The sequence below is a fragment of the Flavobacterium sp. NPDC079362 genome, assembly GCF_050267765.1.
Lineage (GTDB): Bacteria > Bacteroidota > Bacteroidia > Flavobacteriales > Flavobacteriaceae > Flavobacterium > Flavobacterium azizsancarii.
This window is the reverse complement of record NZ_JBNNFM010000008.1, coordinates 1-13,242: the sequence shown is the minus strand read 5'-3', so window position 1 is coordinate 13,242 and position 13,242 is coordinate 1. Positions and strand designations below refer to the sequence as shown.

At 33.3% G+C, this 13,242-nt stretch carries 15 protein-coding genes; 8 read left to right on the top strand and 7 right to left on the bottom strand.

The genetic code is table 11. The features are described 5' to 3' along the window. Positions 1–48 precede the first annotated feature (48 nt). From ACQKCJ_RS09415 to ACQKCJ_RS09390, 6 genes are all read right to left on the bottom strand, one after another. On the bottom strand, positions 49–1,386 hold the full coding sequence (locus tag ACQKCJ_RS09415) for a sensor histidine kinase (RefSeq protein ID WP_427401907.1): 1,338 nt from the start codon (positions 1,384–1,386) through the stop codon (positions 49–51). Between the two features lie 10 nt (positions 1,387–1,396). Next, positions 1,397–2,071: a response regulator transcription factor gene (locus ACQKCJ_RS09410; protein ID WP_271337674.1), complete on the bottom strand. Its 675-nt coding sequence runs from the start codon at positions 2,069–2,071 to the stop codon at positions 1,397–1,399. A 187-nt stretch (positions 2,072–2,258) separates the two neighbouring features. Next, positions 2,259–2,441, bottom strand: a complete 183-nt coding sequence (locus ACQKCJ_RS09405; protein ID WP_271337675.1) for a hypothetical protein — start codon at positions 2,439–2,441, stop codon at positions 2,259–2,261. Positions 2,442–2,493: 52 nt separating this feature from the next. Beyond that, positions 2,494–2,676, bottom strand: coding sequence for a hypothetical protein (locus ACQKCJ_RS09400; RefSeq protein WP_271337676.1), 183 nt, complete (start codon positions 2,674–2,676; stop codon positions 2,494–2,496). 52 nt (positions 2,677–2,728) lie between these two features. Continuing rightward, positions 2,729–2,926 (bottom strand): hypothetical protein, encoded by a 198-nt coding sequence (locus ACQKCJ_RS09395; protein ID WP_271337677.1) that lies wholly within the window; start codon positions 2,924–2,926, stop codon positions 2,729–2,731. Positions 2,927–2,976: 50 nt separating this feature from the next. Continuing rightward, positions 2,977–3,267, bottom strand: a complete 291-nt coding sequence (locus ACQKCJ_RS09390) for a hypothetical protein (protein ID WP_271337678.1) — start codon at positions 3,265–3,267, stop codon at positions 2,977–2,979. Between the two features lie 314 nt (positions 3,268–3,581). On the opposite strand from ACQKCJ_RS09390, the gene polA reads away from it, so the two are divergent. Both polA and ACQKCJ_RS09380 read left to right on the top strand, forming a co-directional pair. Continuing rightward, positions 3,582–6,422, top strand: coding sequence for a DNA polymerase I (gene polA / locus ACQKCJ_RS09385; protein ID WP_427401906.1), 2,841 nt, complete (start codon positions 3,582–3,584; stop codon positions 6,420–6,422). A 336-nt stretch (positions 6,423–6,758) separates the two neighbouring features. Further along, a complete protein-coding gene (locus tag ACQKCJ_RS09380; RefSeq protein ID WP_271337680.1) occupies positions 6,759–7,112 on the top strand; it encodes a hypothetical protein in 354 nt (117 codons plus the stop codon). 74 nt (positions 7,113–7,186) lie between these two features. Here ACQKCJ_RS09380 and ACQKCJ_RS09375 read toward each other — a convergent pair whose 3' ends face one another. Beyond that, on the bottom strand, positions 7,187–8,212 hold the full coding sequence (locus tag ACQKCJ_RS09375; RefSeq protein WP_271337681.1) for a LacI family DNA-binding transcriptional regulator: 1,026 nt from the start codon (positions 8,210–8,212) through the stop codon (positions 7,187–7,189). Positions 8,213–8,408: 196 nt separating this feature from the next. Here ACQKCJ_RS09375 and ACQKCJ_RS09370 point away from each other — a divergent pair, with 196 nt between their 5' ends. The 6 genes from ACQKCJ_RS09370 to tsf all read left to right on the top strand — a co-directional run bounded on the left by ACQKCJ_RS09370 (position 8,409) and on the right by tsf (position 13,115). Next, the gene (locus tag ACQKCJ_RS09370; protein WP_271337683.1) at positions 8,409–9,155 is read left to right on the top strand and encodes a ferritin-like domain-containing protein; all 747 of its coding nucleotides are present in this window, start codon (positions 8,409–8,411) and stop codon (positions 9,153–9,155) included. A 26-nt stretch (positions 9,156–9,181) separates the two neighbouring features. Continuing rightward, positions 9,182–9,994 carry a ferritin-like domain-containing protein gene (locus tag ACQKCJ_RS09365; protein ID WP_271337684.1) on the top strand — a complete coding sequence of 271 codons (813 nt, stop codon included), beginning with the start codon at positions 9,182–9,184 and terminating at the stop codon, positions 9,992–9,994. A 194-nt stretch (positions 9,995–10,188) separates the two neighbouring features. After that, entirely contained in the window at positions 10,189–10,644 is a 456-nt protein-coding gene (rplM, locus tag ACQKCJ_RS09360; protein ID WP_089353105.1) for a 50S ribosomal protein L13, read from the top strand. Beyond that, positions 10,644–11,030: a 30S ribosomal protein S9 gene (gene rpsI / locus ACQKCJ_RS09355; protein ID WP_007808909.1), complete on the top strand. Its 387-nt coding sequence runs from the start codon at positions 10,644–10,646 to the stop codon at positions 11,028–11,030. The genes rplM and rpsI overlap by 1 nt, the downstream gene beginning before the upstream one ends. Positions 11,031–11,206: 176 nt before the next feature. Then, complete coding sequence (rpsB, locus tag ACQKCJ_RS09350) at positions 11,207–12,016, top strand: 30S ribosomal protein S2 (RefSeq protein ID WP_271337685.1); 810 nt, start codon at positions 11,207–11,209, stop codon at positions 12,014–12,016. Between the two features lie 136 nt (positions 12,017–12,152). Further along, positions 12,153–13,115: a translation elongation factor Ts gene (tsf, locus tag ACQKCJ_RS09345; protein ID WP_271337686.1), complete on the top strand. Its 963-nt coding sequence runs from the start codon at positions 12,153–12,155 to the stop codon at positions 13,113–13,115. Positions 13,116–13,242: the final 127 nt, after the last annotated feature.

The window sequence follows — 13,242 nt, the reverse complement described above, 5'->3', positions numbered from 1 at the left end:
CTAAATGAAGATTAAATGAAGATTGTACTACCTGAAAAAAATTAACTTTTAATTATGCTTTGTAACTTCCGGAAACAGCAACATAAAGACTGTACCTACATTTATTACAGAAGTAACTTTAATTTCGATATGATGAAAAGAAGCGATACTATCCGCTATTGCAAGCCCTAAACCCTGACCATCCTGATCTGAACTAATTCTCGCAAACCTGTTAAATATATTTTCTATTTGAGAAGCATTCATTCCAATACCAGAATCTGTTATAGAAATAAAATATTTATCTTCTAAAAAACCATCCGTAACCAGAATAGTTCCTTTTGGCCTATTGTATTTTATAGCATTTGTTACTAGATTATAAATCAGAATATGAATCAGTGTTTTATTTCCCGTAAACATAAAATCATGTTCCATTTTATTCAAAAACTGAAGTTCCCTGTCATCAATCCTGTCTTGTAGATCCTCCTGAAGATCTGTAATTATTTCATGAAAATTTATAATTTCATTCGCCTGATACTGATTGTTTTCAATTCTTGAAATCAACAATAAATTATTGATGATTTTTTTCAGCATATCTAATGTCCTGAGCGAACCCGCTATTTTATCAAAAGCATTATCATCTAAAGAATCATTTTGGAGTAAATTTTCGAATTTACTTTTAAGCAACGCAATTGGCGTAAGCAATTCATGCGAAACGTTAGAAATAAATTGTTTTTCTTTTTTGAAAAGCTCCGCAATACGATCCATCATTTGATTCAATACAAAATCAAGTTCTCTAAAATCTCTCGATCTTGCTTTTATTGGTGTATGATCAAAGGCTTCCGGTTCATTGACTCGCCTTATTTTTGTATCAATAATTTTATAAAAAGGCTTAAGCAAATATTCGATATAAAAAGTGTCTGCCAAAAAAGTAATGAATAGTATGACTACGAAAACAATTATAATAAAAAACTTAATGATAAAAGTTAGGTCTTTTACTTCATTAAGACTGCTGCCAATTTCTAACTGATATCCTTGCTTGTCGAACGTAAAATGATACTGAAGGATCCTGTATTCATTTTCTTCTCCTTCGATAATGCGATATTCATTCGTAAAAACAGCTTTCTTTTGATTGTGTTTTATTGGAGATTTTGAAAGCACCAAAAACTCACTATGAAGTGTAGAAAACTGGGAATAGGTTTCTGTCGAATCATCAGAGTTTTCTATAAAATCATTTATTTCATTTCGGTCTAAATGATCAATGAATTTCTTCTTTTTTTCCAGAAGTCCATTATTAATATGTCTGTAAACAACATTTTCGACCAAAATAGGCAGCATTAGCCATAAAACTACAATCACTAACAATCTCGTCAGCGCATTAAAAATAGCTAATTGATGCTTTATCTTCACAATAATTTATTTATTCATTAATACGATAACCTACATTTCTAACAGTTTCAAACCAATCGATGGCCGTATGTTTATCCAATTTTTTTCGAAGATTTCGAACATGAACATCTATAAAATTAGAATCTGAATTTACTTCAAGAATGTCTCCCCAAATATGTTCTGTGAGTTGCAATCTGGTAATTACCCTATTTTTATTGAGTACTAAATATTGAAAAATATCAAATTCTTTTTTAGTTAAATTAATCGGCACATCATCATAACTTACTTTATAATCCTGAAGCTGTAACAAAAATCCATGAATACTTAAGTTATTCAAAGTAAAACCGTGAATCCTGCGAATAACAGCAAACAATCTCGCACTAAGTTCAGTTAATGCAAATGGTTTAGTCAAATAATCATCTGCACCAAGGTGCAAACCATTTATTCTGTCATCCAGTTCACCTCGGGCCGTAAGTACAATTACAGCCATTTTTGATTTTGTTTTTCTAACGGTTTTCAAAATATCAAAACCATCTCCATCCGGCAAACCAAGATCAAGAAGCATTGCATCATAATCATTACTACTAACTTCTTCTAAAGCATCACTGCAATTATGAGCAATTTTGCAAACATAACCTACGTTGCACAAAAAATCATAAACCTCGACAGCAAGCTCTTTATTATCTTCAACAATTAAAATATTCATAAACACAGCATTTAAGCGCAACTAAATTTAAGCAATTATAAAAAGCCTTGTTGCAAATTATAAAAAAAATAACGAATCAAAAAAAGCTGATAAATTTCTTTACCAGCTTTCCCCCTGCATCCTCATAATCATTACTTCTGTTTTGCCTCCCTTACAATTGTTTGAAAGCAAAAGAAAAACAATTTTATTATTTCATTTTAGTAGCATCAGCTTTTGGTGCTTCTGCTTTTACTTTTTTATCCGCTTTGTTTTTGTGATGTTTTGTAGCCTTAACCTCTTTTGCAGGTGCTGCCTGTGTTGGAGTTGTTTGTGCACTTACCATTGCGGTTGTTCCTAAAACTGCTGCTAATACTATAAATAAATTTCTCATGATTTCTAAATTTTAAATTATTTAAACTTTTATTTTACAATAACCTTTTTTCTTATTTTGCCTTTGGAGTTTCCGCTTTTGGAGCTTCTGACTTCACTTTTTTATCTGCTTTGTTTTTGTGATGTTTTGTGGCTTTTACTTCTTTTGCCGGCGCTGCCTGCGTTGGAGTTGTTTGAGCGCTAACCATTGCACTTGTTCCTAAAACTGCTGCTAATACAATAAATAAATTTTTCATGACTTTTAAGTTTTAAATTAATTAACCTTTTATTTTATAATACTCTTTTTCCTTATTTTTTTACTTGTGGAGCTTCCGTTTTCGGAGCTAGTGTTTTTTCTGATTTTACTTTTTTATCAGATTTTGTTTTAGGGTGTTTTGTCGCTTTAACCTCTTTTGCAGGAGCCGGCTTCACGTCTTTTGCAGGAAACGCACTTACCATTGCACTTGTTCCTAAAACTGCTACTAATAACATTAAGAAATGTCTCATGATTTCTAATATTTTGAATTAATAACTTTTATTTTATAATGACCTTTGTCTTATTTTTTCACTTTAGCAGTTTCTGCTTTTGGAGCCTCTGTTTTTTCTGATTTCACTTTTTTATCAGATTTGCTTTTAGTATTTTTTGTAGCTTTAGCTTCTTTTACCGGAGTTGTTTTAACTTCTTTTGCCTGAGTTGCTTTAGATTCTTTTACAGGAGCCGTTTTTATTTCTTTTGCAGGAGTTGCTTTAACTTCTTTTACCGGTGCTTTTTTTACTGGAGCCGGAGCTGCTGAAACCATTATACTTGTTCCTAAAACTGCTGCTAATAACATTAATGAATTTCTCATGATTTCTAATATTTAAATTGGTATCTCTTATTTTATAGATCAAATGTACCTCTGTAATATGAAGACAAAATGAAGAAAACCCTGAATAAAAAAAATTAACTTGATATTAACTATTTGTCGGTTTTTCTATCATATAACCTATATAAGGTCTTTTTAAATATTTATAATATCCATAATAATCATATGAACTGTGGTGCATCTCCAGGCGGTGCACACTGCCAAAATGGACTTATATTACTTATATGGTAAAAAATTTCTTTTTTGATTATTTTTTGAGACCCAATTGTTTATTTTTACAGACTAATATTTTTTTTATGTCTACTCAAAAACGCCTTTTTCTTCTCGATGCTTACGCTTTAATTTTTCGTGGTTATTATGCTTTTATAAAAAATCCACGAATCAATTCAAAAGGAATGGATACATCAGCGATTATGGGTTTCATGAACTCTCTTTTAGATGTTATAAAACGTGAGAAGCCAGACCACTTAGCTGTAGCTTTTGACAAAGGCGGAAGTCATGTAAGAACCGAGATGTTTACAGAATACAAAGCCAATCGCGATGCTACACCAGAAGCTATAAAAATTGCCGTACCTTATATTCAGGAATTATTAAGAGCAATGCATATTCCTATTATTGAAATAGAAGGATGCGAAGCCGATGATTTAATTGGAACAATCGCTAAACAAGCCGAAAAAGAAAACTACAAAGTCTTTATGGTAACACCAGATAAGGATTTTGCACAATTAGTTTCTGAAAATATATTCATGTACAAACCAGCCCGTATGGGAAATGGTATCGAAATTTGGGGTGTTCCCGAAGTTTTGGCAAAATTTGAAATTGAAAAACCGGAACAGGTAATCGATTTTCTTGGAATGATGGGAGATGCTGTCGATAATATTCCAGGATTACCGGGTGTTGGTGAGGTTACTGCCAAAAAATTCCTAAAAGAGTTTGGTTCAATGGAAAATCTTTTAGAAAACACTCATTTACTAAAAGGCAAGATGAAAGAAAACATCGAAGCTAATAAGGAAAAAGGAATTTTATCTAAAAAACTAGCAACTATTATATGTGATTGCGATGTGGTTTTCAATGAAAATGATTACGAGCTTTCACGTCCTGATATCGAGAAAACAGATGCTATTTTTCAGGAATTGGAGTTTAGAAGAATGGCAGAGCAATTTGACAACTTATTTAAAGTTGGCGGTGGAAACGAATTGGCAAACAAAGGTGATGAAGCTAAACTATATAAAAAACCACAACCAAAGAACGACGATCAATTTGATCTTTTTGGCGGCGGCGCAACTATAGATGAAAGCTCAGAAGAAAGAACTTCATTTTACAACACCCTGGAAAACACACCGCACTCCTATCAAGCTGTTGAAGGCGATTTAGGAATAAAATTATTGATACAAAATTTACAAAAACAAACATCTGTTTGTTTTGATACTGAAACTACCGGCTTAGATGCTTTGCACGCTGAATTGGTAGGAATATCCTTTGCATACGAAAAAGGAAAAGCATTTTATGTTCCGTTTCCGGAAAGTCAGGAAGAAGCTCAGGTTTTAGTAGATAAATTCAGGCCTTTCTTTGAGAATGAGAACATCGAAAAAATTGGTCAGAATTTAAAATATGATTTAAAAATCCTTTCTAATTACGGCGTTGTTGTAAAAGGAAAACTTTTTGACACGATGATTGCGCATTATTTGATTAATCCGGATATGCGTCATAATATGGATATTCTGGCTGAAACGTATTTGAAATATTCTCCAAAATCAATCGAAACTTTAATTGGTAAAAAAGGAAAAAACCAAATCACAATGCGTGACGTAGCTCTTGAAGAAATCAAGGAATATGCTGCTGAAGATGCGGATATAACATTACAGTTAAAAGAAATTTTTACTGCTGAATTAGACAAAACAGAAACTAAAAAATTATTTGACGAAATCGAAATTCCGCTGGTAAGTGTTTTAGCAGCTATGGAAACAGAAGGAATCCGTTTAGATGTCGAATTCTTAAGCGCAATGTCTAAAGAAATGGATGTTGAGATTAAATCTTTAGAACAAAAAATATACGAAACTGCCGGTGAGAAATTCAATTTAGCATCTCCAAAACAATTAGGAGATATTTTATTTGACAAATTAAAAATTGGCGGAGCAAAACAAAAGAAGACCAAAACGGGTCAATATGCAACTGGCGAAGAGGTTTTGACTTATTTAGCCAACGATAATCCAATCGTAAAACAAATTTTAGACTGGCGTCAAATGGTGAAATTACAAAGCACCTATATATTGGCTTTACCGGAACAAGTAGACAAAAAAACATTACGTGTTCATACGGATTATATGCAAACTGTTGCGGCAACCGGACGTTTGAGTTCTAATAATCCGAACTTGCAGAATATCCCGATTCGTACTGAAAGAGGACGTCAGATTCGTAAAGCTTTTGTTGCCCGCGATGAAAACCATACTTTAATTTCTGCCGATTACTCGCAAATAGAATTAAGAATTATTGCTGCTTTGAGTGGCGAAGAAAATATGATTGCTGCATTTAAAAACGGAGAAGACATTCACAAAGCAACTGCTGCAAAAGTTTTTGATGTGCCTTTAGATGAAGTTTCACGTGAACAAAGGAGTAATGCAAAAACAGTAAACTTCGGGATTATATACGGTGTTTCTGCTTTTGGATTAAGCAACCAAACGTCATTATCCCGCAGCGAAAGTGCCGCTTTGATCGAAGCGTATTACAAAACATACCCTAGATTAAAATCATATATTCAGGAACAAATAGAATTTGCCCGCGAAAAAGGATATGTACAAACTATTCTGGGACGTCGTCGTTATTTAAAAGACATCAACTCCGCGAATGCTGTAGTTCGTAGTGCTGCCGAAAGAAATGCCGTAAACGCACCAATTCAGGGAAGTGCTGCCGATGTGATTAAAATCGCGATGATCAACATTCATAAAAAACTAAAAGAAGAAAACTGGAAATCAAGAATGTTACTTCAGGTTCATGATGAGCTTGTGTTCGATGTTCACAACGATGAACTCGAAAAAATTCAGCCTATGATCAAACACGAAATGGAAAATGCTTTTATGATGAGCGTTCCTCTGGATGTTGAACTAGGCTTAGGTAAAGATTGGTTAGAAGCACATTAAAGAAACTTTAATAGATTTATTTCTCAATTGCGTCTCTTCATTAAAAAATTAAAATTATGAATGAGAAAATCTATATCTTGCTGGAAATTTAAAATAACAAGACTAATCTTCCCTAAAATAAAAATGAAAAGAAACACCTTATTAGCAATAATATCAATCTGTATACTTGCTACAGTAAATTTATTTTGGATTGTAAGATCTACTGCATCAATATCAATGGATCAGGAAATATCTTATAAGGTATCACAAATCATGGGATTTCTAGAATTTCTGGCGTACGCTGCATTATTACCTTTTTTTGTGACATTATACAAAAAACAATAAATAAAAGTTATTATGAATGAAGAATTAAATAAACTTTTTGAAATTAAAAATACTCAATCAGAAGAAAGTACAGACTCGGATTTATTCGATATAACTGTTCACCTCCTGATTAGAATAATAATTCCAATTTTTATTTTTTTTCTGCTATACTCGCTTGTAGAACATTCAGGCAATATAGGAATAGCATATCTAGCTTTTTTCTTCTCATTATTTATCCTTTTTTTAATAATCATTGCACTTTTAATTGAGGCCTCTAACCTTAACAAGAAGAATAAAATATATTTAAGAAATACCAATTATGTTATATTAGCTCTTTATACTCTTCCTTTTATATTGGGACTAATTGTAATTGCAAGAAATTCTTAAATAAAATCCAGATACTTCCTTACCTATTAAAATAAACAAAAAACCATTCGCCGCAGCGAATGGTTTTTGTTTATTTAAACTTTTCTTGTCGATTCCCGTTCTTTCAATTTTGTTTTGATGACGATGGTTTCGTAATCTGAAGTTTCTTCTTCTGATTCCTCTAAACGTTTGATCAATAACTTAGCGGCGACTTCTCCAATTTCAATTCCATGTTGACTAACTGTTGTCAAACTTGGCGACAAACGTCTTGAAGCCAAAATTCCGTCAGCAAAACCTATTATAGATATATCTTCCGGAACTTTATATCCTTTTTTCAAACTTACACGTAAAGCGGCAACTGAATCATTTTCATCCAAAGCAAAAATTGCATCGATTTTATGATCAAAAATTGCATCAATCTTACTCTTCATATCATCTTCAGAATCGGTACGAAGAATAATTTTTTCGTTTACCGGAATATTATTATCCGCTAAAGCTTTCAAATATCCATCTGCTCTTAATTTTCCGACACTTAAATTATCTACTGAAGAAATTAAGGCAATGTTTTTACATCCCAAATTAATTAAATGCTGCGTAGAATTTAAAGCTGAATCAAAATCATCAACTACAACTTTATCACATTCTACTTCATCTGCAATACGATCAAACATTACAATAGGAGTTCCATCATTTATAATTGCTGAAAAATGTGTGTAATCCTGTAATTTTTGTGCTTCTTCAGAAACTGATAGAATGAATCCGTCAATTGTTCCGTTGCTCAACATTTCAAGGGTATGAATTTCTTTCTCTAAAGATTCATTCGAAATACACGTAATTACATTATATCCTTTTTTATCGGCTACTTTTTCGATACCACTAAAAACCTTTGCAAAAAAGGAGTTTAATATATTAGGTATAATTACACCAATTGTTTTGGTTTTACGATTCTTTAAATTCAGACCAATAACATTCGGTTTATAATTTTTGAGTTTGGCATACTCCTTAATCTTCACCTTCGTTTGCTCACTGATTTCCGGACTGTCATTTAACGCCTTAGAAACCGTAGACACAGAAACACCTAGTTCTTTCGCAATTTGTTTTAGAGTTGCTTTAGCTTTCATTTAAAAATAATTTTATGTAATTAATACAAATATAGTAGAATTAGCGAAAATAAAACAAAAAACACCTACCAGTATTTGAAATTATAGGGCATTTTTGAAAATAAAAATAAAAAAGTGTGATTTTTCAAAACCGCACCTACAAAAATTACGTTAATACCTTAATACATGTTATTAACCTTTTTAAAAAACCTAGATTATGAAAAACGAAGTTAAAATTCATGAAGTTGACCCTTCATTGAATAATAGAAGGAGCTTTCTGAAGCTCAGCGGCTTAACACTAGTTACTGCAGGTTTGGTTTTTGCTGGCTGCAGCGATAATGACAATGATAACGATATGGAGGACACATCGTTACCAGGAATTAGAAATGGCGTATTTGACTTAGGCTCTGGTGACTTTGGAGTATTGACTTATGCTTATGCTCTGGAACAACTAGAAGCTGATTTTTATACTAAAGTTGTAAATTCTACAAGCTTTAATAGCACATTTAATGATATTGAACGTCAGGTATTAACTGATTTATATCATCATGAAGTAATTCACAGAGATTTTTTTAAAGCTGCTTTAACCGGAGCACTTCCTGATCCCAATTCTCAATTACTCCCTTCTTTAGCCTTTAATTACGGGTCTCTTAATTTTAATAGCCGTAATGATGTTCTTGCAACTGCAAAAGCACTTGAAGACACTGGTGTTGCAGCTTATAATGGTGCCGGAAAACTAATTAAAAGCCCTGATTATTTACTATTAGCCGGAAAAATTGTTTCGGTAGAAGCCAGACACGCATCTGCTATTAGAAGCTTGATCAATCCTAATTCTAAGGATTTTGCCGGTGATGATATTGTTAGTGTGTCAACCGGATTGGATGTTGCAAAAGATCCATCTAAAATTCTGCCAATTGCAGGAGGATTTATTACTACAAAATTTACTGCCAAATATTTACCTTAATCTTAACTAGCTAAAACTTAGAAATTATGAATATTTTAAAATTTATAGAAACATTTACTGATGATAGCTTAATGAGAAGCACTGGCTCGAGAAGAGACAGTTTTAATCAGTTTGGAAACATAGGAAAAACACTGGCATATGCATCAATCCCATTTGGATTATCAGCTATGGCAAATAAGGCATTCGCAAAAGATATTACTGCAACACCGGCAACACCTATTGGAGCTTTACAATTTGCATTAACATTAGAATATCTGGAAAACGAATTTTACGCAATGGCATTAGACTCCGGAGTAATCCCGGCATCAGAAAATGGAGGTCGTGATCTAAAAGTTTTTCAACAAATTGCAGCACACGAATCAAGTCATGTTAAATTTTTGATTGCAGGTTTGGGCGGAACAGCAAGTGCAAACTTTGTACCTAAGCCCACTTTTGACTTTACTGTAGGCGGCGCATTTGATCCGTTTCACGACTATCCTACCTTCTTAGCATTGGCCCAGGCTTTTGAAGATACAGGTGTAAGAGCTTACAAAGGTCAGGCAGCAAATTTAATTAGTGCCCCTGATTTATTAACTGCCGCATTACAAATTCATTCTGTAGAAGCACGTCACGCTTCAGAAGTTCGACGTTTACGCGGATTAAAAGGATGGATTTCGAATAGTGAAAGAGGCGCAGGAATGCCTGCTGCCACACAAGCTGTCTATGACGGCGAAGGAGTAATAACTCAGGCAGGATTTAATACCTCGACTGCATTTGGAGCTTCCGCAGGATCAGAAGCTTATGATGAACCACTTACGACACAACAAGTCGTTGATATTGCAAATTTATTTATTGTTTAATAACAAATAATTATAAATATTGAACCACCTTCGCGTTATTGTGAAGGTGGTTTTTTTTTATTGTTTTAAATATAAAACTGAAACCCTGATTTTCAGCAGATAAAATATTCTTTTCAGGTATTTGGTTTTAAAATAATTAATTGTACTTTTGCATCCCCTTTATTGGGGATGGAATGTTTAATTAAAATAATATTATGGACGCATTAAGCTACAAGACAATTTCAGCAAGCAAAGCCACTGTTACTAAAGAGTGGATTGTTGTAGATGCTGAGGGTCATAACTTAGGTCGTCTTGCTTCAAAGGTTGCGATGATCTTAAGAGGTAAGTACAAACCAAGTTACACACCACACGTTGACTGTGGAGATAACGTAATTGTTATCAACTCAGAAAAAATTAACCTTACAGGTAGAAAAATGGATGACAAAGTTTACGTACGTCATACAGGTTACCCAGGAGGACAAAGAACTTTAACTGCTAAAGTATTGCAATCTAAAAACCCTGCATTACTAGTAGAAAAAGCTGTAAAAGGAATGTTACCTAAAAACAAATTAGGAGCTGAACTTTTTAGAAATCTAAATGTTGTTGTAGGATCTGAGCACAAACAAGGAGCTCAAAAACCTAGAACTGTTAACCTAAACGATCTTAAGTAATGGGAGTTATTCACAAAATCGGTAGAAGAAAAACCGCTGTTGCACGTGTATATGTTTCTGAAGGAACAGGAAAAATCACTGTAAACAAAAAAGAATTCGCAACTTACTTTCCAACTGCAACTTTACAATACAAAGTTTTACAACCAATGTCTATGACAGAAAATGTAAATAACTTTGATGTAAAAGTAAATGTTTACGGAGGTGGGTCAACTGGTCAGGCAGAAGCTGTAAGAATGGCATTAGCACGCGTTATGTGTGAAGTAAATGCTGAAAACAGAGCTATCTTAAAACCAGAAGGTTTATTAACAAGAGATCCAAGAATGGTTGAACGTAAGAAATTCGGTCAGAAGAAAGCTCGTAAGAGATTCCAATTCTCTAAACGTTAATATTACCTGTCTTGTTCAATTAGGACAAGACATGATCAATTATTTATTGAAATTAAAAAACACAGTTGTTGTTGCTCTCCTACCGAGGTAGGAAATAGTTTAGCATCTAAATGTATAAAGCCTGGGAAACCGCCATTTATACATTGCTAATCAACAGAACGTAAACTAGTACAAAAATGGCAAACAAAATAGAAGTAAAAGACTTACTAGAAGCAGGTGTTCACTTTGGACACATGACTAGAAAATGGGACCCAAATATGGCCCCTTACATTTATATGGAGCGTAATGGTATTCACATTATCAATCTATATAAAACTGCAGCGAAAATTGAAGAAGCTAGTGAAGCGATGAAAAAAATCGCTGCATCAGGTAGAAAAATCTTATTCGTAGCTACTAAAAAACAAGCAAAAGACATCGTTGCTGAAAAAGCAAAAGCTGCAAACATGCCTTACATCACTGAAAGATGGCCTGGTGGAATGCTAACTAACTTTGTAACTATCAGAAAAGCCGTTAAAAAAATGTCTTCTATTGATAAAATGAAGAAAGATGGTACTTTCATGACGTTATCTAAAAAAGAGCGTTTGCAAGTTGATCGTCTACGTGCTAAATTAGAGAAAAACTTAGGTTCAATCGCTGACATGTCTAGACTACCAGCTGCATTGTTCGTAGTAGATATCAAAGCTGAACATATCGCAATAAAAGAAGCACAAAAATTAAACATTCCAGTTTTCGCAATGGTTGATACGAATTCTGACCCAAGAGAGGTTGATTACGTTATTCCTGCAAATGATGATGCTTCTAAATCAATTGACAAAATTTTATCTTTAGTGACTGCTGCTGTAATCGAAGGTCTTTCTGACAGAGGTTCTGACAAGGAAACTGAAGCTGCAACAACAGAAGAAGCTCCGGCTCCTGCTGCTGCTGTAGAAGCTGCTCCTGCTGCACCAGCTGTTGAAGCTGCTGCTCCTGCTGCAACTGAAGAATAAATCAAATTTAAATTCCAAATTTTAAATTCCAAATTCCAAATACAAATTAAAAACGTTATGTTGATAATTTAATAAAATTGGAGTTTGGGATTTAGAAGATGGAATTTTTACTTTTAACATTAAAATTCAAAATATTATGGCAACAATTACTGCTGCAGACGTAAATAAATTAAGACAAACTACAGGTGCCGGAATGATGGACTGTAAAAAAGCTTTAGTTGAAGCTGATGGAGATTTCGATAAAGCGATACAAAACCTTAGAGAAAAAGGTCAAAAAGTTGCTGCTAATCGTTCTGACCGTGAGTCTTCTGAAGGAGCTGCTGTTTCTTTTGTTAATGCTGACAAAACTAAAGGAGCTATCATAACTTTAAACTGCGAAACAGATTTCGTAGGTAAAAATGAGGCTTTCGTAACTTTAGCTAAAGAATTAGTTGAAAAAGCAATCAACTTTTCTTCTAAAGAAGAATTCTTAGCTTCAGATTTCAACGGAATTACTGTTGCTGAAAAATTAATCGAGCAAACTGGTGTTATCGGTGAAAAAATCGAAATCGGTGGTTTTGAAATTTTAGAAGGTGCTTTCGTAGGATCTTATGTTCACGTTAACAAAATTGCTGCATTAACTGCAATTTCTGCACCTATTGCTAATGGTGACGTTTTAACTAAAGATATCTCTATGCAAGTTGCTTCTATGGGAGCTGATACATTATCTTACAAAGATTTTGACCCAGCTTTCGTTGCTTCTGAGCTTGCAGCTCGTATTGCTGTAATCGAAAAAGAAAATGAAGAAGCAAAACGTTTAGGAAAAACTTTAAAAAATGTTCCTAAATATATTTCTTTCTCTCAATTAACTGAAGAAGTTTTAAAACAAGCGGAAGAAGATGCTAAAGCTGAATTAAAAGCTGAAGGTAAACCAGAACAAATTTGGGATAAAATTATTCCAGGAAAAGTTCAACGTTTCATCTCTGACAATACTACTTTAGATCAGGAGAAAGCTTTATTAGATCAAAACTTCATCAAAGATGACAGTAAAAAAGTAAGTGACCATGTTAAAGGATTCAACGTTGAAATCACAGGTTTCAAAAGAGTTTCTTTAGGTTAATATATTATTTCAATTAAAAAGCCGAATATTTATTTGAGGGCACTGAAAAACATCCCTTATTTTTGATCAGGTTTATTTTTTAGACAATAAAAAACGCTTATAACAGGATTTAAAAATATCCGTTATA

Coding starts and splice junctions, on each gene's coding strand:
- ACQKCJ_RS09410 (WP_271337674.1), bottom strand. CDS start 2,071: ATGAATATTTTAATTGTTGAAGATAATAAAGAGCTTGCTGTCGAGGTT.
- ACQKCJ_RS09405 (WP_271337675.1), bottom strand. CDS start 2,441: ATGAGAAATTTATTTATAGTATTAGCAGCAGTTTTAGGAACAACCGCA.
- ACQKCJ_RS09400 (WP_271337676.1), bottom strand. CDS start 2,676: ATGAAAAATTTATTTATTGTATTAGCAGCAGTTTTAGGAACAAGTGCA.
- ACQKCJ_RS09395 (WP_271337677.1), bottom strand. CDS start 2,926: ATGAGACATTTCTTAATGTTATTAGTAGCAGTTTTAGGAACAAGTGCA.
- ACQKCJ_RS09390 (WP_271337678.1), bottom strand. CDS start 3,267: ATGAGAAATTCATTAATGTTATTAGCAGCAGTTTTAGGAACAAGTATA.
- polA (WP_427401906.1), top strand. CDS start 3,582: ATGTCTACTCAAAAACGCCTTTTTCTTCTCGATGCTTACGCTTTAATT.
- ACQKCJ_RS09380 (WP_271337680.1), top strand. CDS start 6,759: ATGAATGAAGAATTAAATAAACTTTTTGAAATTAAAAATACTCAATCA.
- ACQKCJ_RS09375 (WP_271337681.1), bottom strand. CDS start 8,212: ATGAAAGCTAAAGCAACTCTAAAACAAATTGCGAAAGAACTAGGTGTT.
- ACQKCJ_RS09370 (WP_271337683.1), top strand. CDS start 8,409: ATGAAAAACGAAGTTAAAATTCATGAAGTTGACCCTTCATTGAATAAT.
- ACQKCJ_RS09365 (WP_271337684.1), top strand. CDS start 9,182: ATGAATATTTTAAAATTTATAGAAACATTTACTGATGATAGCTTAATG.
- rplM (WP_089353105.1), top strand. CDS start 10,189: ATGGACGCATTAAGCTACAAGACAATTTCAGCAAGCAAAGCCACTGTT.
- rpsI (WP_007808909.1), top strand. CDS start 10,644: ATGGGAGTTATTCACAAAATCGGTAGAAGAAAAACCGCTGTTGCACGT.
- rpsB (WP_271337685.1), top strand. CDS start 11,207: ATGGCAAACAAAATAGAAGTAAAAGACTTACTAGAAGCAGGTGTTCAC.
- tsf (WP_271337686.1), top strand. CDS start 12,153: ATGGCAACAATTACTGCTGCAGACGTAAATAAATTAAGACAAACTACA.